The organism is Haladaptatus halobius, from assembly GCF_020618475.1.
In the GTDB taxonomy this organism is placed as follows: Archaea; Halobacteriota; Halobacteria; order Halobacteriales; family Haladaptataceae; genus Haladaptatus; species Haladaptatus halobius.
The window spans coordinates 409,526-430,985 of sequence record NZ_CP085337.1 but is presented as its reverse complement, the minus strand read 5'-3'; the positions used below and the strand labels follow the sequence as shown (position 1 = coordinate 430,985).

Here is a 21,460-nt window from a genome sequence, read left to right as displayed (position 1 = left end):
ACGAACCTTTCCAGTGGTTGATCAGTATGTTACGAAGAAACACTAGCGACGGCGGTGGCGATGCCCGACGAGAAAAACCGGATGGGATCGTCAGATGGCTCACGACGGTCGATAACCAGGATATTGGGACTCTATATATTGTATTTGGCGTATTGACGGGGGTGTGGGGCGGAATAGACGCGTTGATGTTCCGGACGAGTCTCCTGACACCGAAAGCGGGTATTTGGGGGAGAGAAATGTACAATGCCCTTTTCACGACTCATGGGCTGACGATGCTGTTTTTGTTTGCGATGCCGGTTCTCTTCGGCGTCGCGAACTACTTTATTCCACTCCTCGTCGAATCGAACGACATGGCGTTTCCCCGCGTCAACGCAGTCGCCTTTTGGGTGTTACCTCCAGCATTACTCCTGATGCGGGCGGGGTTGCTCACAAGCTTCATCGGGATCGAGGCCATCGAACCGCCGAAGACGGGCTGGACGCTCTACGTTCCACTCTCAGCCGAGCAACCAAATCCAGATGTTGATCTGGTGCTTCTGGGGCTTCACCTCAGTGGACTCAGTACAATAATGGGCGGGATAAACTTCGTCGTGACTATCATAGCGCAGCGAAGCAGTGACGTAGACTGGGCCGACCTCGACATCTTCTCTTGGACGATGCTCACAACAGGTGGGCTAATCATCTTCGCGTTTCCGGTATTAGGTAGCGCACTCGTGATGCTTCTGCTTGACCGTAACTTCGGAACGACGTTTTTCACCGTCGAGGGGGGCGGCCCGCTCCTGTGGCAACATCTGTTCTGGTTCTTTGGACACCCTGAAGTGTACATCCTCGTCCTCCCCCCGATGGGGTTGATCAGTTATATCCTGCCGAAGTTCGCCGGGCGAAAACTATTCGGATTCAAGTTCATTGTCTACTCGACGCTCGCCATCGGTGTTCTCTCCTTTGGCGTTTGGGCACACCATATGTTTGCCACTGGCATCGACCCACGCCTTCGCGCGAGCTTCATGGCGGTGACGCTGGCCATCGCCGTGCCAAGTGCTGTGAAAACGTTCAACTGGATGGCGACGTTGTGGAACGGCCGAATCAGGCTGACTACTCCGATGCTGTTCTGCGTCGGTGCGATCGTGAATTTCATCATTGGCGGTGTCACTGGCGTCTTTCTGGCGGCCGTCCCGGTTGATCTTCTGCTCCACGACACTTACTATGTTGTTGGACACTTTCACCTTATCCTAGTAGGAATGATTCTATTTGCGATGTTCGCGGCGAATTACTACTGGTTTCCCGTCATGACCGGACGAATGTACAACGAACAACTCGGAAAGATCCACTTTTGGCTAACTATTGTGGGCGTGATTATTACCTTTAATAGCCTCCTTTTCCTCGGCCAGAGTGGCCTGCCACGACGCATGGCGGTGTACCCAGACCAGTTTGCGCCGCTGCAACAAATCATAACTGTTGGCGCATACCTCATCGGCTTCGGACAGTTGTTCTGGATCTGGAATATGCTTCGATCGGTGCGCATCGGGCGCAAAATTGAGAACGCTGATGTATGGGATCTTAGAGCGAATGATGCATTCACACGTGAGTGGGAGTGGCTCGAAAATCGGTTAGAGGAGCACACTGGGACGGACGACGATGATTAGCGACGGCGCAATTGCATACATCTCATCAAACATTTAAATGAGATGGTTGTAGCTACCACGGCCTTCCAATGACGCTACTAACGTTATCACCGTCTTGTCCACCAAACGCTTTCAGATTGAGTAATTACATAGATTCCAGGCGAAAACCCACAACTGTAGTGTAGAACGATTCCACAAGACATTCGCGATTCATCGATGATAATATAACTGAGATGGAACAACTACCACTGAAACATATTCCCTCGGTCTCGTATCACACCAAACCGTACTAGGTACCGCAATCGAAAACGGTACATCAATTGAATATATGGAAAACTGAACCATCAGCAATCTTTTCACGGTACGAGGTGGAACAGAAGGTGGACGTTGGTTTGGACGACATGCCACTCGATTCAGGCATGGATGACATCCCAGCCGAATAGATCTGAGTTTCTCGTTCGACGTAATTCAGAAAGTACAACGCATTCAGTTCGAAAGTCACTTCCGAAGGTTCGAAGGCGCGAATAGGGGAGTGCAAAGCACACCTAGCTAGAAAAGTCCGTATCAATTTGCGGTTGAACGATGATAAACTAGTAGAATATTCCGTTCCTTGAGAAAAGTATCGTTCGACCGTTGCGTCCAACGGAGATACCGATACGGAACTGCTTCATTATCATCGAATGCGGTAGTCAAACTGCACCAAATATCTTGATAATAATTCTATGTATAATTGGGAACAAATTGACGTTCTAAGAATCATCGATTGTTCGACTCACCTGTGACGTACACTCTGACACTATCATTATGGCCGACGATAAAACAACTCAAGATGAACAGTCAAACGGCAAGACACTACCCTTTTCACAAAATCCGCGTAAAGAGTTATCCGAGTCAGTGGTTCCGCTGTTCCTGAAGATATTACGGATCGGTGGGGCGGCTCTCTGGGCGATCGGATGGCTTGCTGGTGCGTTCCTCTGGGCAATTGGATGGGTCGTTATGGCCGGGCTGAGTATAGGACAGTCGATAATTGAAGACGAGACGACCCGCACTAGCATCCGCGAGTGGTTTTTACTTGAGGGAAATCGGTGGACCATTATTGGTAGCATACTGGCGATGGTCTTTCTTGGCTCGATCGTACTCGGAATGACTCAAATTATTGGAGTACAAAACGGCAATTTCGTGACGACGATGTTTAGTACGATAATCGCCGGGCTATTCTCGTTCGTTCCTATCGTAATTGGAATCAATCAGCTTGCCTTAGCGCGGCTGTTCGGCGCACCCGGTACACCGACTAGTATTCGGGGAAAATTCGATAGTTTGAGCGAGTTTCGGATACACATCGAAGAGATGACGCCGGACACCGATGTGAGTCCCACCAAACCGTCGGAGTTCCTTTTAGGCATTAACCGGATCATCATAGACCGCGGGAGCGCTCTTGACGAAATAAGTGACGATAACCCTAACGTCCAGTTTCGGCGAGAAATCGACGAGTATTTGAATTCTATCGTCGATCGAATTGAGAACATAGACAACCAACTACAGAAGGGCGATCCCTCCGTGTTTGAGCTACTCTTGTCCCTCATGAACGGTGATTATTCAGATCTGATCAACACGTCACGCCGAATTCAGAAAAGATATGCCGAAACTCTTTCGGAGACTGCGATCGCCTTGCTAGATGATTTACGAGAGGTCTTGGTGGCGACGGATGTGCTACGTGAGTACTTCAAAATCATCTATTTCCAACAGGAGCTCGCAAAACTCTCCCGATTTTTAGCGTACAGTGGCGTCGCTGCGGTGTTAACTTCTATTTTCATCGTGATGCTGTATTCGGGTGATTCCACTCCTAGTCGCGGATTGGGATTTCTGCTGCTAATCAGCCTGTCGCTCACGGTTGCAGTCGCTCCATTTGTTATTCTATTTTCGTATGTTCTACGGATTGCGACCATCGTCAAACGGAGTGCGGCTCCTGGAGTGTTTAGCGTTTAATAAAAAGTAAATATCTTATTTTCAGTAAGAGTGATTCACTGTACTAATTTAGGAACTGAATAGGTCACTTCAGTAGTATCGGCGGACATAGACAACCAAGCGTATCACTCCTAAAGCATGAGATCTCAACCAAGCATCTTATGACATCTTCAACAATGATTGTATATCTAACTGACCATACATGACACTTTAACACCACATACCGCAACAGTCGTAATGAGATGCGTAGAAAGCACACTCGGCGTGGAATTCTCAAATTCATGGGTGCGGTGACGGCCGGCGTCGGCGTCCCACGAACGGTTTCGGCAGGCAAATACTCATGGGATGAAGTGAACTCCCCGTCCAGCAGCGTACTCTACGATGCGACAATGACTCAAGAAGGACCGTACGCAGTCGGTGCAAGCGGTGATGTACTCGCTCGCCGCATCGACGGATGGAAGAAAGTTCTCGATAAAGGACCGACAGTAAAGAGCAATCCCTTGCGCTCGTGCGACGTGACGAGCGACGGTCGCCATGTCTGGTTCGCAGGCGGTAGCGGCGTCATCGGCCAGTACGACGTCGTCGAAGAGAAGGTTACTGACTACTCCGCACCGAAGGGAAAAACGAGCACTTGGGAGGCAATCGCAGCGGTTGGACAAGCAGATAACGAGCGTGTAAGTCTTGTCAACGGTTCCGGTGAATTTCTCACGGGAACAAAGACGTCTGAAGGGGGGATGGAGTGGAGTAATGTCATCAAACCCGGGGGTGGCTCAAGCGCAAAGGGCATCGACTTTCTCGACAAGAAAATTGGCTATATCTGCGATACAACGAGTAAGGTATACGAAACGACCGATGGTGGAAACTCTTGGTCAACGATCGGTCTTAGTGGAAGCGGAAGCGTCGCACTCTACGGGATTACTGCGGTCTCTCAGGATAGAATCTATGTGACCGGCGGTGACGGATCGATCTTCCGATATAACGGTGCCGTATGGACGAAAACCGACGCTGGCGGTACTATTCTCTATGACATCGAATGGAACAACGGAAAGGGGCTTGCCGGCGGCGGTAGTGGAAATCTCTTTGACTACCGCAAGCACCAGGGATGGAATTCCGAAAGTACACCGACCTCGGCTACGTTCCGCGGCGTCGCACTCGATACGACCGGAAAATTCCCTAGCGTTGCGGTTGGGTCGAGCGGAACGATCCTCGAACGCGGCTTCTACACTGCTACAAAACCGAAAGACAATGAGCTTCTAATCGACGGAAGTCGCGGGTCAGGTGAGCGAATCGAGTATCTGGTTGAGGTTGACGGCGCCATTGAGAAAAGCCCACGTTGCGAGGACGATGAACGCGTCACGGTCGATATTCATGAAGGTAGTACAGCTAGAGGATACGTCAAGGGGTTCATCGATGACTTTCGCTTCTCCGGGAGTATCAATAAGGTCGCCGTTACGAGCGGTAATCCAAATGAAATTTATGCTATCGTCAATGGTGATCTAATATCAATAAAAGACGAGAGTGGAACAAGTAACTGACGATAATAATTATCCCGTATATACTTGCAATAGAACCACTACGCAAGTGCCGTTTGTTTCTAAAATTTGAATAAGGGAACAATTTACCCTTTTAGCAATTTTATAGAATATATTTATATAGGTTACAATGGTAAAGGAAGATGTACGATTAGTCGAGGTTACAGTACTATCGGAAAAAGCTCATGAGAAGACACTTGAAATCATTGAGACGGAAGGTATCGATTATACTATATCCAAGCAGACTAATGAGTCGGACGCCCTCGCTGTAATCTCCTTTCCACTACCGACACGTGCAGTCGAACCAATACGAGACCGATTACGTGATCAGGGGATCAGCAACGATATGTATACGATCGTGACTGATCCAGAACTTATCGCTTCGAAGCAATTCGAGCAATTACAGCAACCACTAAAGTCGGTCACGAACCTTGATCGTCATCGTATTTCTCGAAACGAATTACATTCGCAGATGGCCGATCTACTGCCGAGTTTTTCCATCTACATTCCCTTGTCCATCATCAGTGCAATCTTGGTCACCTCCGGAGTTTTACTTGGCTCAGTGACGGTGCTGATCGGATCGATGGTGCTTTCACCATTGATCTGGCCTCCGATCGCAATAAGTGTTGCAACAGTGCTTGACGATCAGAATCTCTTTATTCGGAGTATAAAATTGGAAATCGTTGGTGTAGTCGTTGCAGTCGTAAGCGCGTTCATCTTCGCCCTCTTAGTTAAGATTACTCCGCTAGTCTTGCTAGATAGGAGCATTGATTCGCTTCTCAAGATCAGCAGCTACACCGCTCCCCCGTTTCTTTTAGTCGTTATTGCTCTGAGTGCTGGCACCGTCGGCGCACTTAGCCTCGGGAATCAGAGTATGACCGGTCTCGTTGGTATGGTTGTTGCCGTTGCTGTCGTTCTGCCGATCGGTGTCTTAGGTACTGCCCTTGCGTGGGGGCGACTCACAATAGTAGTCGGAACGAGCGCAGTAGTTCTCTTGAACCTTTTATCTGTGACGCTGACTGGAACCCTCACACTTTGGTATATGGGGTATCATCCCGCGACATGGTCGGAGTTGCGGCAGACGCGAAGCATAATCCTGAAAAGGGTTGTACTATTTTCTATCCTAATTCTGTTATTTATAATACTACTGTTCCAGCTCACTCGAGGTGACTTAAACCATATCCCAGGAATTCACTACAATCCATGACGATACCTCTAAGCGAGTAAAATAACGATAGCTAACGATAATGGACGATGAATATAGTAGCGGAGAGATTTAGATGGCGACCACCGATTTAAAACGTTCGACTTTACTGGAAATTCTGCTTCTCGTTGTGAGATACACATTGAGACTGGGTTTGCCGAACGGCACCCAAAGTCCTCGCGGAACCCCACTTCATCGCTTAATAATCGAGCGTATTAGACATTTGACCGCTTTGAATAGGATGGAAAATTCTACTATACTCCCTTTTTTTACGTATACGAGACAAACTGCTGGTGTGGGCATAAGCCAGGTTCGGACGACATACCTACTTGGGTGGGTATGAATGAGATCCTGACCGAGTACTCAATAGCTTCCACTGAGAAAATTGATATAATGTTGCCAAAGGATATCCGAAAACCAGCTCCGACTGTTAGGGAAAAAACACTACGATGAACGAGTATCGCAGAACAAACGCATCCCATGCATTGAACAACACTGCTAGTGGAATAGACTATCTTATCCGAATTCAGAGTAGTCGTCATCCTCTGCGCAGCCCTTCATTGAACAGAGGATGCATTTACAGCGGAACTACAATTCTTTCTTGAAAGCGTTCGAACCGGCACACCACTAAGACGGAACACCGCCGAGCAAGCTCTCGCGGTACAAGTACCGGGGATGCAGTATACCGCTCAGCACGAAATAGGGAAGACAATCAAACAGTGAACTACCACCGTTTATTCGTTAGCTTCGTCCTTTCATTAGGTCTTGATCATTACTTTATAACGAATATTTATCGTAGAATCGCAAGACTCGCTTCTGAGTTCCAAAATTGACAAAAAGTTCATTAAAGAGCATACTATGAGGCGTCTACCTAGCGATAACGAAAAAGATACTGAATCGTTCTGCAACCGCCGGGCATACCTCAAATCAGTGGGATCAACGATTGCTGCAGCTGCCACGATGAGCAGGAGCGGTAAAGCCGGATCAAAGTCCTATAAGACGATTACCGTTTCTCCCAGTGAGAACAGACTCATTGAGATCAGTGACCAAGAGACGTTTGAAAACGTTCTCATCGACATTACCGCAAAGAATGCGGGGGTGTTGTTCAAAACGAATGGCAGTGGCTGGACGATCCGAAACGTCGGCATCAAGGGTCAACATAATGGTGCAAACTTCATTATGACTCCTGGCGTTAAGTCTCCCAACGGACACGGTCTTATTGAGAATGTCTACCTGGGAGATGGTATGCAACCCCGAAAAAGTGGTGGTGGAATATGGGTGAATGCTAATCTCCCTCATCGAGGTACTATCAACGTCCGTCACATTCACATGGCTAATATGGTCAATAACGGCCTTTATGCATCCGGACCTGGAACTCAGGGTGCAGTCGGGATAACACACGTTGAAGATTCCTACTTCCGAAGCAACAATATTTCTAATATCAGAATGAACGCAAAAGGCGACCGAACAGCGTATGTAAAAAACACCGTCGTTGAAGTAGATGAAACCACACCGCCTTGCGGTGAAAACTGTTCACAACCTGGAACAGTCAATAATCGCGGTGTCTGGTCTTGGTACGGGACAACGAAGGTCATTAACTCAAATATTGAAGGGTCTCTTGTTGGTACTAACGGCGGTGAAATCATTACTAAGAACACAGAAACAGGAGAAAATTCGAAAACAAACCCACCAGAAGGGGTTCCAATGTCGGCCGAAGAGGCTGCTAGGGAAAAAACGAATAACCCAGAGAAAATATAAACCAGGATTTGTTACAGTCACCGTTGTAGTTCTTGCATCTGTGTTGGTAACACATATGAGCAGAATACAGGCGTTAAGCGTCACCACGGATGGCAAAGGTTCTGATTTTGTCCTTTATGCCTTGGAGTTTTCGAGCAGCTAATTAAAGGTGGCTACCGAAGATCCGATATGGATGAAGAAACCCATGTCGAGGAATGTGCAACCTGTGAAGGGGAAACCACGCACAAGATTTCCATAGAAATAATCGAAGAAGGCGAGAATGATGGAGTTGGGTTTTCACGGGAACCATATCGTATTGCAGAATGTTTAGAATGTGGTACGGGAACAAGCCAACGTATGAATGATGTCTGAAAAGGCGTGATAAAAAGCATCTGAAACTCTATGGATTAATGGCTTCAGCAGTGAACAGTCAACGCCACGAAACTCCGGATTTCAGAGGATCTCCAATCTAATTACTTGCCTTGACTGTAGCCAGCACCCAACAGAATATCTGCTGCTTACAAATAGTCGTACTCAGCGGACAGTCGGCCAGGCGAAAACATGGTGCCCACCCGGTGTGAACCACCCCATCTTTCAAGTGAATCCCAACAGTGCAGACAGTTGGCTTCTGCCATCTGGATAGTCCACTTTTACCACACCACATTTCCGAAGTAAATCGTCCGTACACAGCAGGTAGACTCCCTTTCCTCCCACAATCACTTTTGCTCTCACAGATACTCTCATCGGTTCGCTGTCAGTGACAGTTCTTACGCCGATCTACAGAAGGCAGTCTACTGAACTAAACCAGCCCACTTCACAATCACTCGAGATCGGTGTACCACAACTGCTTAGTGCAACACCGGCAGTGAATATTCCAGTGCAAAGGAGACTGAGGACTATCCCAAGTGTTTGACAGGTAATTTGACATCTGTTTCCATACGCAAATCCGATCTCTGAAATTTCAAGAATATAATAATGGATTCCAGATGGGCCGTTATATCCACCAACCGGTGCGCACCCTCCAGCGCCAGTGAATACTGTAAAAAGGAGGAATCCAACACCTAACAGGAGGAAAAAAACATCCCAACGTGGCCAGCGAGATTCGGTCTCCATAGAAAGTGGGATGCTTTCTTAATTGGAAAATATTGTGAAGAGTGAAACTACTATTTCATCTATTTTCCAACACCGTTCCTACTTGCTTAATCCATGCTCTCTATTCAACGAACGACTACTGACCCTCTCGACTGCACAAGATTGCGCCGAATGACCGCTCCTGCTATCGCGGGTGGGACAGTCGGCCTGCACTGGTCTGGCTGACAGTCCCCTATTTCGCGTGGTCCGGACACCAGATTTCCGTAGTAATCTGGGTGCTTTCAGGCGTTTCACCGCCTCTCATGGCTGGTACGCTTACAGTGACAGTCCCACTAACGGAGCTCGCTACTGACAGTCCCCGTTCTCGCTACTGGACGTCCAGTTTTTCCCGGGAGGGTGGACAGTCCCTCCAGCGGGACACCGCCAGAGTCCAGGGCGTGCTGGTCGCCAGAGTTGACAGTTCCCCTGTCGGTGGCCGGCGGAACCGCAGTCTGTCGCTGGTGGACAGTCCTTCGTGCTGTTGCCGTCCCGCTGTCGATCTCGTTCACTGAAATTGCGCTGTCTCGCAGAAGAGGGCACCCCACTGGTGCGCTTAGAGTGGCACCCAGATGATGCTGTCACACCGGTACCCGGACAGTGCGTGCTCCTGCTGGCACCCCAGCCTGTCTCTCACAGTGAGTTGCCGTGTGTCGCGCATAGTGGCACCTCACCTGTCGTGAGTTCCGGCTAACACCCCATCGTGGGCGTTTTGCGTCTTTTTTGGGTCTGTTCGGTAGTAGAGGACTGTCCTCACTCTTACTGTCGCTGATTTTGAAAACCACTTCTTGTGCCCCTATTAGATGCACTGTGAATATTATAGAAATTTTTATTGTGTCTGCAGTTGTGCTATTATCTATGAGTTCAGTTGTCCAGTCACTCAAGCAGCCCTACACGCGGAACCTCCTCGAAGTCATCGGTGCGTCGCTGCTAGCGCTCATCATCGTCGGCCCCATCATCTTCGGCGCCCTGGGCGCACTCGTCGGGTTCACACTTGACCTGCTTGGGATTGCTCAGCCACTCTCACTGCTCGGGATGAACATTGTCTTCATCAGTTCCATCTTAATCACGGTCTGGGCTGTCTTCAAACTCGTTGAACTCTATTACCAACGCAAGAACTGAGGGTTCTCGCACTATACACGGAGATATAGATACGTTCTCATTCCACTAGAGTGACTATGAGCTACCTTTGAACTGTCCCTTTTCGCTTCTTTGCTTCTTCCCCCTCTAGGTTCGCTATGGCTTGACTGTCTCACTGTCTCGCTCTTTGCTTTCTCGCGTGACTTCGGGTGGACTGTCCCATGTGTCGGCGTGGTCTGTCCGCCGCTTCTCACGGGATTTGCTCGGCTCTGCTTTGCCCTCCGGGGTGCCCACTTGCGCTATTGTAGTATACGTCTGTTTTGTGATATATTGGGGATGCAGTCTATGGCGCCCTGTTGGGTGCCCACTATGTAGACGCTCGGTTTTCATCACAGCCTCCCACTATCATCTGCCTTTTACTTTCTCGTAGTATCCAGTTTTCCTGTAGCACTCGGCGATGTTCTGTTGGGAGGTGTTTTGTGTCGGTATTTCTAACCACGGTTATATTTAGTCATAATATTAATGCCGTCATAACCCGTTATAGCCGTGTGTAGAAGCCTATGGAAGATGATACTCACGCCGGGACACCGGCACCAGACGAGATTGCCGCGCAACTCGGAGAGCAGCGCCGGAATCTCCTCACCGTATTCAAGGAAGCTGATACAAGAGAACTTGATACCTCCACGCTGCGCCAACGCAGTGGCGTGCCCAGCGGGAGTATGAACCACCATCTGAATACCCTAGAGCGGTGGGGTCTCATCACGGAAACCGCAGAGCGTCAGTACGTCTCCCACGGGGGGTCCAAAGCACGTGTGTGGCGGCTCACCGACGAGGGAGAGACGTTCACAGAAACACAGATGGACGACGCGGTTACACCCGGTGTGACTACCGACGCCCTCCATGAGCAGATACAGGCACAGCAGGATGAAATTGACGCGCTCCGCAGCGATCTTGAAGATACCCAGAAAATGCTCGTCAAAGTCGCCCAGCAAGCCGACCTCATCGACGACGAGAAAGCAGCGGCGTTACTTCAATAACGCCGTGGCTCTGTTGAATCTCTCAATCAGTGACAATTTGAGAAAGTCGTGCTGAATAGAGGGTGCGTATTGATCACTGAAAGCGACGAGCAAGTTCGTAGGCGAGAGTAGCAGGGAGTAACAGCTGCGATATACTCTGGATTTGTCCATTTGATTGGCTAGCTGTTGGAAGACATGTGCTAATAGATTCACAATACGTATCTAATCTTTGTGGAAGTTCTGGCACTCTCTCCAGATATTCAGTGATAGAGACACCCTCTCTATTCAGCACGACGTTTTGTGACAGCAGCTCGGTAACTCGTTGAGCGGCTGCAAAATACAAAATGCGAATCGGTCATGTACTGGTTGTCATCTGTCGGCAGTTCGGAGTTATAGACACAGAAAAAGACTATACACCTCGCCGGGAGATTCAACAATATGCTTGAACAATTACGGGCAAGTCCTCTGCTCAGTATTCGCAGGGCGGTGTTCACGTACGCTCTCGCGTTTCTCATCTCCCTTAGTGATATGTGGTTTATTCATTTTCTGGGAATCATCACACCCGAAGAACTCCTGATCCAGACGGGGATTCACGGAACTGGCTTCTACCTCGGATATACTTTCATCGCCTTGTTCAACAGGCCAACTGGAACCCCTCACTGAGCAACACGCATACTCTTCCTATCGGTCTATTCAATTTTTTATGTATAGATCAAGGGGTGGCGGGTTGCCGAATACGCCCTCTCTATCCAGCACGCTATTCCTATCACGCTCTGAGGGTTCAACAGAGCCAACGCGATCTACTTGCCAAACAGTCCACTCAATCCCTCTTCAACCGACTCCTCATCATCGATTTCCTCGACGCTCTGCACTGGCTCGCGCGTCACATCCTCAATTTGTGTTTCAGTCGCTGTCTCGTTCTGCTCGTCCGCACTCTCGGACGAGTCTCCGTCATCGTCTACTAGATCGGTCAACGGTGACTGCGTGTCGCCCTTGTACAGCCGGATGTCCATTGGCGTGGTCGTTTCCGGCGGGACGACGATCACGTCCCACTTGACCTCGCTCAAATCGCCGTCCATCTCGTACTCAGGAATCACCGGCGGCTTGACGTTTCGGTCGCCACCCTCCGGGTAGACGCTGGCGTCGGTGAAGATGTCGGCGGCCGTCTCGAAGCGGGCATGCACGGTTCCCTCTCCGTCGCGGAGGATGTACTCGTCGGTCTGCTCGTCGTACACCCAGACGTTCTCCCGGCCACCGGGCCGCGTGATCGGTTCGCCCTCGATAGTAAGCGTCTGTGTCCCCGTGTAGAACCGCCGTTCACCCTCTACCGGGTGACGGCTCCGACAACAGAACGGCTCCGCTGCGACCGTTTCATACACCTTCTCAGCCACCTCTTCACGGGCGAAGAACAGACACCGATGCCCTGCGTTGTGCGCTTGAGCGAGATTCCGCACCGTCTGTGAGGGTTGGGTACTCCCGGTTGTATGCTCGCTTTCGATGTAGGCGTCACTCGTCCCCGCCAACCGATGTAAGAGCGTGTGATTCTCTCGATAGCTGTTCACTGTGTCTGCTATCGTCTCAGGATCGTCGTCCGGCGCAATCGAGAGTACGTCATCGAGGCGGGCGAGACCGTCGGGCATTGCCTCCCCTGTCTGCTCGGGGATTTCGAAGATAAAGCCGAGTTGGGTCATCGGGACGTACGCATCAGCCATTGGTGCCCAATGCTCGGCCTTCCCGTCGTTCTCTGAGTCGCCGAGATTCAGGAAGCCCGTATCGAGGGGCTTGACCTGCATCTCGTCTTCGACCTCGCGCCGGTCAATGTATGGATCGGGAATCTCCTGCAGGACTTTGCGCCATGCTTTCCCGGCATCACTCACGTTCGTCTCCGGCAGGTAGTCGTTCAATCGGTCCACACAGTCCGCGACGGGAACCCACCCCCCAGGATCGCCCTGCCGGATTGTCTCGTCGTAGACGGCTTTCAGCGCCTGATTACGCCACGCCTTTTCGCTGAGATCACTCGCGGCCGCTGCTGGCTCTGCGTCTGGCTGCTCACCGTTGTAGAAGTGCGAGACTTCCTGCTGTTCTTCGGGGGTAAGTTGCGTTGTTCCGTACTCTTCCAGCGACGTCCGTTTGAGCCCGTCTAACTCGGCGTCGGTGCGACCGGGCTGGTCGGTCTGCTCAGTGCGGACTTCCCCGACTGGGGGGAACGCGCGCACCTTGTAGGAGTGGGTCAGCTGATCGTCGTCGTCCAGCGTCCGCATGAAGAACGTGTACGGACTCATGTTCATCAGGTCGTCCCACTCAATATCCCGCGAATGCTGCTTGGCGATCAACCGAGCGTCTTCGTCCCCACCGGGATTATAGGAGATGAACGTCCGACATTGGTTCGCGATTGCCTTCTCGACTTTCTTCGGCAACTGATTCGACGGGTTCTGGCATGCGAGCGTCAGGCAGAAGTCGAAGGCACGGGCTTCCGAGAGGATCTTATGGATGTTCGACTCCTCGGTCACGATAGAGTCGAACTCGTCACAAATCACGTAGAACGGCGGATTCTCGTCGGCTTCCCGAATGGCGACCCATGCCCGACGAATCAGCGCCGTCGCGAACAGTCGTTTTTCGGTTTCCCCGCTGCTCGGGTCGTTGCGAACGACGACGATCTTCCCGTCCTCGACGGCTTCCTGAATCGACACCGTACTGTCCGGGTTGCTAATCAGGTTCCGCACGGCGTCGTTCTCAATCCACTGGCTGAAGCGCCCGGCGAGCGGTTCGAGGTCACTATCCTCTTTCTCGGCAATGCGTTTGGCCGACTCTCGGATGAAGTGGATGCGCTCTTCGTCCATCCAGTTATGGAACTTATCGAGGTTATCACTGTCCGCGACACAGCACGCGAGATCGAGCAGCGTGCAGTCCCGGCCTGACTTGGCCATCCCCCGGATAAGCGTCCGCGTCACTCGGTTCATCAACGCACCCCAGTAGTTGTCGTCACCACCAGCCTGTGCAGCAATCGCGACCACGTCGTCGGCCAGCGCTTCGACGGCGCTCGCGAACGCTCGACTGTCCGGCGGCGCATTGCTTGGTACTTCCATGAAGTTGAACGTGACTTGTTCGTCGTACTCGTCGGTGAGATCGACGAATACCAAATCATCCTCACGATCTTCGGGGACTTCCCGCAAGAACTCGTCGGCGTCCTTGCCTTTGGGGTCGAAGATGAGACAGCCATGGCCCCGATTCATGATCTGGCTCGCCTGATTCACCAAGAATGTAGTTTTGCCCATACCTGTCCCTCCTCCGACAAATTGGTGAATGTTCAGGATCTCGGGAGCCACGCCCGCCTCAATCCCGTTCTTCTTGCCGCGTCCGTACCAGTAGGGACGGGCAGGGTCGTCCTCCGAGAGCATGGCGAGTTGAATTGCGCCGGGATCGCTCGTCGCGCGTTCGAGATTGTGGGCGTCGTAGTCGAACCGCGGCGTTCTTGGCGGAATGCCGCGTCCGGACTTGCTCATGGTATACTCGATCTCTTGGGTGTTGAGGTCGGTTGGGACGTGACAAATGCCAGTGAGCGTGTCGGTGGCGAACGTAATGCCTTGGTCGGTGCCAGTCCACTCCCGGCCCGCCATCGACTCCAAGAACCCATCCAGCTTCTTCTCCTTCAAGAATTTGGGAGTGAACCCCTGCTCGTAACTGGAATCGTAGAATTTGCGGTACATTCCGGCGGTCTCCTCGACCCGTGAAACGGCCTCTTCTTTGCTGTTAGAGACCGCAACGACACGAATATCGACGTGATAGCCCTTTTTGCCGCGTTGGTTTGCGACGATGTTCGCGGCTTTCGAGTTGCTGGCCTCCTCGCGATACTTCGTGAAGTTCTGCTGTTCGTCTGAGTCAACGCCTTCGAGCTTCCCGCCTGCGATCGCCGAGGTTGTCTCCTCCAGTACTGCGCCTGCATCGAAGCCGCTCTTGGACTGCTTGAGCCGGCGCACTGTTTTCCCGATGCCGTGGTACCAGTTCCGCCGGTCCCACGTCGCATTACTGATGGCGGGTTTGATCATGATCTGGACCATCACGTCGGCATTCGGGCGGTGTGGGGCACCGACCATTTCTGAGGTAATCGAGTCGTAGGGGTCAGTCTCGAAGTGATCCGGATCGAGCTTGAAATGCTTAATCGGCAGGAACGAATCGTCTTGGCGGAGTTTGAGCCGGGCGGCGGCGACGTACTGGCCGGCGGCCATGTCCAAGAACTCAGGTTCAATCTCGACAATATCTGAGTCCCCATAGTACGTTTTGAGTTGTCGGTCAAGCCGGTCGTGCATCCCCCCGTCACCGGGCGCGAACCGATATTGCAGGATTTCTTCGTCGTCGTCATAGACGAGTTCGAACGCACTCCCCGGCGTCACGTTTCGCTTGCGAACCCGCCCGTCTAACCGCACGTCATGCAGCGAACTGAGTAGCTGCATCCCTCGCTGAAGGCCCCCCTCGTCTTTGTACGGGCGAATGCCGATGAGCGCCGATTGCTCGCGGGCGTGGTCGTAGAGGTCGGTCACGAGGTCATCGTCCATTTGCCGAACGGCGGGGTTGCACTGCCCACGGACGTTCTCGACAATCGAATTGACGAGACCACCCATTAGCTCCACCCCCAGTCCCACTGCTCGTCACTGTCCGCACAGTAGTCCTCCAAGAACGCCTTGAGGTCAGTCCCGTCGTTGGCAGCGTCGTACTCGTAGAGTGCGAACTCACGTGGGTTCATCTCGTCGGTCATCACCACACGGAGCGGATAGCTACCTTTCTGGTCGATGTCGAGTAGGGCGTCCGACCAGCCTTTGCCTGCTTCGCCGGGATCAGCGTCCTGAATATAGTTGACTGCGTGTTCGCTCAGCCCGATTTCCCGGCCGCGTTCCTCGTCCATTTCTTTGAGGTAGTGGTAGATCTGCCGCGATTGGTTCTGGAAAATCACTTCCGCACTCTCGGTTAGCGTCTCGGTCTGGCCGTCATCGCCGCTGGTTTCGGCGAAAAACTCAGACACCGACTGGGTGAGCAACCCGATTGCGAGGTCGTAGTGGCGGCTGTGGCGGTGGGCCTGCTTCAACGACTCCAAGTTGGCGGAGTTTTTGAGCATGTAGCTGGCCTCGTCGATCAACATCATCAACGGCTCCGGCGAGGTCTTCGCCTGCTCATACATCTCCTTGAGCAACAGTTCCATCATTAGGCCGCCGCGTTTCTGCTCGTTCTCGTAGCGCTGGAGGTCGAGATAGATCGTGTCGGCGTCGTCAAAGCTGATGTTCGACTGCTTGGTCAACTGCGCGTATTCGTCACTGAACGCCTCAATATCGTTATTTACGATGTCGATAGCCGTCTGCTGGCGGTCGCTCACCGCCTCGTCCGACTCCCGAATTTCCTCATCGACGTAGTCCTCTGGGTCCGTCACCATGTCTTTCAGCACGTCGATCACGTCGGCGAGCGTCGGACTCTCCTTACTGTGGGTCGTCGGATCTTTGGTGATTCCAGCGCGCTTGTAGGCGTCCTTGACCGCCTTCTGCCACGTCCCTTTCTTCTCCTCAAACCCGCTCAGCCCTTCGATGTGGTAGTAGTTCCCGACGAACCCGATAGTCTGAGTGACAGCGTCGTTGTATGGCGTGTGCTTACCGATTTTCTGCAAGCGGTCGGTGGGCGTCGGTTCGATCCGCATCGGGTTGATCGGCGTGTCCCCGCCGACGATGATGTGCTGGCCGTCGAACGCCTCACACGGGCCGGTGAACTCCTGCAAGGGATCGACCATCACCAGCTTCATCTCGGGATGTTTTGTCTTCTGGCGGAATGCAATCTGCTTACCCGTCGTCGTTTTCCCGCTGCCGATGTTGCCGTAGATGCCGAAGTTGTACCCAGTCTGGCAGTCAAACCAGTCCACAACGGTCGGTTCTCCGGTGAAAGCGTGTTCGCCGATTTCGATTCCGTCGGGTTCATCGACGTTCTGTGTACTCCAGGGAAACAAACTGGCAAGCCCCATGCCAAGCATTTTCACTGGTTTATACGCCGATTTTGAAACGGTCGGCGCGGTCATTCGATACCCAGCTTCGTGATTGAACTTCATGCGTTTGGCCGACACGCGTTTGTCCTGCAAGCGCGCTCGAATCTGATTCACTGCCGTCTGTAACGTCTCCGTATCCGGTGCACGCACCGTCACATACGTTTGCGTATCGAACAAGCCGTAGTCAGTCTCTTCCAGCGCGTCAAGTACTGAACTGACCTCGTGGAACTTCTTCTTGTATTTGCTCCCGAACGGGTTCCACTTCGAGGAGAGAGCATCCTTGGCTTTCTTCTCTAACGCATCTTGCGCGTCCGCTAACTCCCGTCGGGCCTGTTGCTCGTCTACCCCCTCAATCGATGTAGATACGACAACTTCGACGCCAGGGATTCCGTAGTTCAAGACGTTCTCAAGTGTTCCATACGCGGGTTGTCCCGGCCACTCTCGTAAGGCGAGTGTCGTCGAATACAATTCATCGTCAATCCAAACGTAGTCAGGGTCACTTCGGTCGAACACCTCGGGTGCGAGTACGCTTCGGAAGTGTTCTGCTGCAGCGTCTTCACCGGAAACAACGTCCACCACGGCGTTCGCGTTCACTGACGCAGTGTCGAATTCCCACGCCGTCGTCTCACCAGTCGTATTCACATCCGGCTGCAATTGTGAACGAGACTGGCTATGGGAAGATCGCTGTACTGTTTCACTGTCTCCCTCCATTAATTGACGTCTCTCGTTGCCATCGAGCGCCGTGACGTACTGGTAGGTCATCTCGTGTTCTGGATCTTCGAGCGTGCCGGGCGTTGGCGCACCGCGAAGCGCGGTCTTCCAGTCGTCACGAGCACCGATGTCGTCTGCTCGATAGTAGTCCGCTGCGACCTGCGCGAGATCGAACGAACTCACCGGATGTGCCGACAGTCCCTCAATTTGACCGAGGACAGTCGAGAGTTGGTCGACGCGCCGACGGAGGGTATCCAGCAGTTGGTTCACGAGGTCAGCACTCCCTGCTTTCTCTCGGAGTTCCTTCGTCTCGATCAGTTGGCCAAGACCGGGGACGTTCCCGAGTCCGCCCTCACCGCTCGTTGTGTCGAGGACGCCTTCGCCGGGGCGGACTTTCACCAGCATGTAGTATTCACGGCTGAGTGTGGTTTGCTGGTATAGGTTCACGACGGCAGACCGTTCCTCGTAGATCGCGGCTCGCAGCTGCTCGTCAAAGGAGAGCTCGTCCGGTTGACGGCGGAGTGCGAGTTCTGCCTGTTTGTAACGGTCACGACGGTCGTCGTAGTCAACTGTTCGCATCGGGCTGTACCACTGAGCTTCGTACGAAACCGTGGTCGCGAGCGCATCTGCGAGTGACCGAACCCGTTTTTCCCACGTCCCAGCGTCGGCGAGCGCCATGTTCGCCGGATCGATTTTTACCCCGCCGATAAGTGCCCCCGATTCATCGACGAGGGCAGGGTCGCCCCGAAACGGATAGTTGAGTGCAACCAGATCTTGCGTGCGTTTGTCGTTCCCATCCGGGACACCGGGCAGGCGGGTCAGTAGGGGGTTTCGTGCAAGTCGTGCCGGAAGACTATCGTTCTGCGGTTGGTTGAATAGCCGGTCGTCTGCGTCGGTGTCGGTCGAATCGTTCGAAGTATCGTTGTTGAACATGATTCTGGGGGGGACTGGTTAGTCGTCTGTTGGTGATTCTTCGGGACGGTAATCGTCGAGTTGATACCCAAGAACAGGTGTTTGACTGTCGCGATCGTGCAAGAGGACATGCTGACGGGTGTAGTAGCGGATAATGACCGAGAGATACTCGACCGGGCCCATGTGGTCGGGTGTCGCTAGCACACTGATGGTTGTCACAAGAACGATGAACACCAGCAGAACCCTCCCAGCGGTCGCAAGCCAACCGGTCAACACGAATTTCACGACCAAGTACAGCACCATCGACGGCGTGTACAGCTTGGTTAAATCGAACTTGTCATAGCCGTAGAGGTCTGCACTCGCAGAGTAATCTGACAGCACAAGGCGGATGTCACCGTCGTCACGGGCCATCAGTCGTCATCCCCCGTCCGTCGAAGTCGGTAGCGTGGTTTCGCCTGATAGGACTCCGACGATATTGACACTTGGTTGTCGAGTTTGCTGTTACGAGCGAACTGCCGGGATTTCGTCTCGAACGCTCGTTTTCGCGTATTCGTGAAGATGCGTGGCATTTTGTCGGTGTCATCGACAGCACGGATGCGCTCGGCAGTCTGCACGCAGTCTGGCCGCGATTTCCGGGCGTTCATCCGGTCGGCCAGCAGGCTGGCCTGCCCTTCTGTGATACCACCATCAGCAGCGACAACTCGATCTTTCGGACGCGATGCTCTGGATTTCGACGGAGAGATACTGTCGTTATCGTCGTCATTGGTGCCGTAGCGGTCGCGGAGGGTGCCGGCTTTCGAAGCAGCTGCGCCACTGACGGCTGCGGCGCCTGTTGTGATTGCGGGTGGGAACCGGAAAAACCCATACGAGAAGACGAATGGGAGGACGAGCGCGATGGTGAAAATCGCGAGCGTCAGGAAGAATCCAATCAAGCCACCGACGCCGAAGCTCCATTCCAGTTCGTACGCAATTCGGAGGAGAATCGCGACTGGCAGCGACACCCAGACCAGGCCGAACCATTGCCAGAACAGGAGACTTCCGAGCATCCGCAAGCGACGGTGCGGCGCGGCGTACGCTGTTAGCAGGATGATTGGCATCATAACCGGGGCGAGTAGCAGTACTAGCTGACGGAAGCCATAGACAAGTGCAAGCAAGAGAGCTTCTGTCCAAGCAGCGACGTAGAGACCGATCACACCGACGACCGGCCCTGCACCGAGTTTGAATACTCCTTTCATGGAGTTCGTGAGTTCGGTTGGTGATGGTGCGAACGCCCACGCAATTGCGTGCGACAGATGCTGCATCAAATTGGTGAGATCGTAGGCGAGGCCGACGACGATAATCGCCATTCCCATCCGACCTAACCATCGAGTGATCCGCCCTCTACTGAACATCGTACTCGCGCTCATTGCGACAGCGCTCATGACGATGAACAAGCCGAGGAATAGGACGGTGAACGGGAAGACGTAATCACCGTAGACTTCAGTGTGGATCATGGTGAACGGCTCATTCGAGGGAACGCCGTTCGAACCTATGTGGGCGTAGGGCGTGCCGATCCACAGCGACATTGACGACTGAATCGTCCAGCGGAGTGCCTCGGCTACTTGCTGCTTGCTCCAGTCTGCGATATCGACCACCCACTCCGTCGGATTGAGTCCAACATCAAATCTGCCCGTACTGGTGTTGTTCGATCCGTTCGTCCAGTGGCTCTGGCTACCAGGCACGGGATTACTGCCAAGACTAGAAGTGCTGTTGGTCGTTGTATTGTTTGCTGGAAGAGAACCGGACTGGGCGACCACTGGGTCGGCAATCCCTGCCGTCGCAAGCATGGAGAAAACGACGAGGAATGCGACGGTGGTCCGGAATAGACGGCGAGTGGGTGTCATGCAATTGATGTTGGAATCGAAGTCGAGTTCGGGAAGATCGGTCAGAAGGGTCGTTTGCGGATTATCCGAGGATATTCCCGCAGGTACTACTGGGGTCAATAGGTGAGAATCCGAGTGCGAAATCAGCAAACGCCAGACCGAGGACGATCGCACCGACGGCGACAAAGAATCCGCCGATCGCGATGTTGCCCAGTTTCGAAGTTCCCTTCACTGGGAGGGCTTTCAGGACGGCGGCAGCAAGCAACATTGCAACGAGAAATGCGAGTGCAATTCCAGCGATACCGCCTTGAGCAGCAGCGGCAAACTGGCCGCCTTCGGTACTACAGAAGTCTTGGGCAGCGGCTGTACCGGTCATGAGAACCGTGCTCCCACCGGTTAGGAGCATGGGTGCGACGCGACGTAGGAGGGCAGTCATGAGCGACTCGCGGATGACGAGCGATGTCACTAATTGAGAGTGCATAGTGGTGTCTAAATTGGTTTTACGGCAGTTTTCTTGGTTTTCCGAACGGTTTAGCCGGTTGAGTGTGAGATATTGTCTAATTTTTCTAGACTTAGCTTTTATGCACCCAAATGTGGAATCGAGATTTCGTCTCGCATCCTCGTACCTCGGTTTTTACTCGAAACGGTAGAGCAGTAACAGACTACTGAGAAGAT

General features: G+C 52.7%; 14 protein-coding genes. 9 read left to right on the top strand and 5 right to left on the bottom strand.

What is annotated here, in order from left to right; genetic code table 11:
- Positions 1-26 precede the first annotated feature (26 nt).
- From LIW51_RS25895 to LIW51_RS25855, 9 genes are all read left to right on the top strand, one after another.
- Entirely contained in the window at positions 27-1,640 is a 1,614-nt protein-coding gene (locus LIW51_RS25895; protein WP_227378338.1) for a cbb3-type cytochrome c oxidase subunit I, read from the top strand.
- Positions 1,641-2,423: 783 nt separating this feature from the next.
- On the top strand, positions 2,424-3,605 hold the full coding sequence (locus LIW51_RS25890; protein ID WP_227378337.1) for a DUF7972 family membrane protein: 1,182 nt from the start codon (positions 2,424-2,426) through the stop codon (positions 3,603-3,605).
- A 260-nt stretch (positions 3,606-3,865) separates the two neighbouring features.
- The gene (locus LIW51_RS25885; RefSeq protein WP_227378336.1) at positions 3,866-5,119 is read left to right on the top strand and encodes a WD40/YVTN/BNR-like repeat-containing protein; all 1,254 of its coding nucleotides are present in this window, start codon (positions 3,866-3,868) and stop codon (positions 5,117-5,119) included.
- 127 nt (positions 5,120-5,246) lie between these two features.
- Complete coding sequence (locus LIW51_RS25880; RefSeq protein ID WP_227378335.1) at positions 5,247-6,323, top strand: TIGR00341 family protein; 1,077 nt, start codon at positions 5,247-5,249, stop codon at positions 6,321-6,323.
- Positions 6,324-7,250: 927 nt separating this feature from the next.
- Positions 7,251-8,078 carry a hypothetical protein gene (locus LIW51_RS25875; RefSeq protein ID WP_227378334.1) on the top strand — a complete coding sequence of 276 codons (828 nt, stop codon included), beginning with the start codon at positions 7,251-7,253 and terminating at the stop codon, positions 8,076-8,078.
- A 168-nt stretch (positions 8,079-8,246) separates the two neighbouring features.
- A complete protein-coding gene (locus LIW51_RS25870) occupies positions 8,247-8,429 on the top strand; it encodes a DUF7835 family putative zinc beta-ribbon protein (RefSeq protein ID WP_227378333.1) in 183 nt (60 codons plus the stop codon).
- Between the two features lie 1,614 nt (positions 8,430-10,043).
- Positions 10,044-10,307: a hypothetical protein gene (locus LIW51_RS25865; RefSeq protein WP_227378332.1), complete on the top strand. Its 264-nt coding sequence runs from the start codon at positions 10,044-10,046 to the stop codon at positions 10,305-10,307.
- Positions 10,308-10,825: 518 nt separating this feature from the next.
- Complete coding sequence (locus tag LIW51_RS25860) at positions 10,826-11,302, top strand: transcriptional regulator (RefSeq protein WP_227378331.1); 477 nt, start codon at positions 10,826-10,828, stop codon at positions 11,300-11,302.
- Positions 11,303-11,719: 417 nt separating this feature from the next.
- Positions 11,720-11,944 carry a hypothetical protein gene (locus LIW51_RS25855; protein ID WP_227378330.1) on the top strand — a complete coding sequence of 75 codons (225 nt, stop codon included), beginning with the start codon at positions 11,720-11,722 and terminating at the stop codon, positions 11,942-11,944.
- Between the two features lie 137 nt (positions 11,945-12,081).
- Here the strand turns inward: LIW51_RS25855 and LIW51_RS25850 are convergent, their stop codons facing one another.
- The 5 genes from LIW51_RS25850 to LIW51_RS25830 all read right to left on the bottom strand — a co-directional run bounded on the left by LIW51_RS25850 (position 12,082) and on the right by LIW51_RS25830 (position 21,251).
- Positions 12,082-15,900: a type IV secretory system conjugative DNA transfer family protein gene (locus LIW51_RS25850; protein WP_227378329.1), complete on the bottom strand. Its 3,819-nt coding sequence runs from the start codon at positions 15,898-15,900 to the stop codon at positions 12,082-12,084.
- On the bottom strand, positions 15,900-18,944 hold the full coding sequence (locus LIW51_RS25845) for a VirB4 family type IV secretion system protein (RefSeq protein ID WP_227378328.1): 3,045 nt from the start codon (positions 18,942-18,944) through the stop codon (positions 15,900-15,902). The genes LIW51_RS25850 and LIW51_RS25845 overlap by 1 nt, the downstream gene beginning before the upstream one ends.
- Positions 18,945-18,962: 18 nt before the next feature.
- Positions 18,963-19,334, bottom strand: a complete 372-nt coding sequence (locus tag LIW51_RS25840) for a PrgI-related protein (protein ID WP_227378327.1) — start codon at positions 19,332-19,334, stop codon at positions 18,963-18,965.
- Positions 19,334-20,806 carry a TrbL/VirB6 family protein gene (locus tag LIW51_RS25835; RefSeq protein WP_227378326.1) on the bottom strand — a complete coding sequence of 491 codons (1,473 nt, stop codon included), beginning with the start codon at positions 20,804-20,806 and terminating at the stop codon, positions 19,334-19,336. The genes LIW51_RS25840 and LIW51_RS25835 overlap by 1 nt, the downstream gene beginning before the upstream one ends.
- Before the next feature lie 61 nt (positions 20,807-20,867).
- Entirely contained in the window at positions 20,868-21,251 is a 384-nt protein-coding gene (locus LIW51_RS25830) for a hypothetical protein (RefSeq protein WP_227378325.1), read from the bottom strand.
- Between the last annotated feature and the right edge of the window lie 209 nt (positions 21,252-21,460).

Coding starts and splice junctions, on each gene's coding strand:
- LIW51_RS25895 (WP_227378338.1), top strand. CDS start 27: ATGTTACGAAGAAACACTAGCGACGGCGGTGGCGATGCCCGACGAGAA.
- LIW51_RS25890 (WP_227378337.1), top strand. CDS start 2,424: ATGGCCGACGATAAAACAACTCAAGATGAACAGTCAAACGGCAAGACA.
- LIW51_RS25885 (WP_227378336.1), top strand. CDS start 3,866: ATGGGTGCGGTGACGGCCGGCGTCGGCGTCCCACGAACGGTTTCGGCA.
- LIW51_RS25880 (WP_227378335.1), top strand. CDS start 5,247: ATGGTAAAGGAAGATGTACGATTAGTCGAGGTTACAGTACTATCGGAA.
- LIW51_RS25870 (WP_227378333.1), top strand. CDS start 8,247: ATGGATGAAGAAACCCATGTCGAGGAATGTGCAACCTGTGAAGGGGAA.
- LIW51_RS25865 (WP_227378332.1), top strand. CDS start 10,044: ATGAGTTCAGTTGTCCAGTCACTCAAGCAGCCCTACACGCGGAACCTC.
- LIW51_RS25860 (WP_227378331.1), top strand. CDS start 10,826: ATGGAAGATGATACTCACGCCGGGACACCGGCACCAGACGAGATTGCC.
- LIW51_RS25855 (WP_227378330.1), top strand. CDS start 11,720: ATGCTTGAACAATTACGGGCAAGTCCTCTGCTCAGTATTCGCAGGGCG.
- LIW51_RS25850 (WP_227378329.1), bottom strand. CDS start 15,900: ATGGGTGGTCTCGTCAATTCGATTGTCGAGAACGTCCGTGGGCAGTGC.
- LIW51_RS25845 (WP_227378328.1), bottom strand. CDS start 18,944: ATGTTCAACAACGATACTTCGAACGATTCGACCGACACCGACGCAGAC.
- LIW51_RS25840 (WP_227378327.1), bottom strand. CDS start 19,334: ATGGCCCGTGACGACGGTGACATCCGCCTTGTGCTGTCAGATTACTCT.
- LIW51_RS25835 (WP_227378326.1), bottom strand. CDS start 20,806: ATGACACCCACTCGCCGTCTATTCCGGACCACCGTCGCATTCCTCGTC.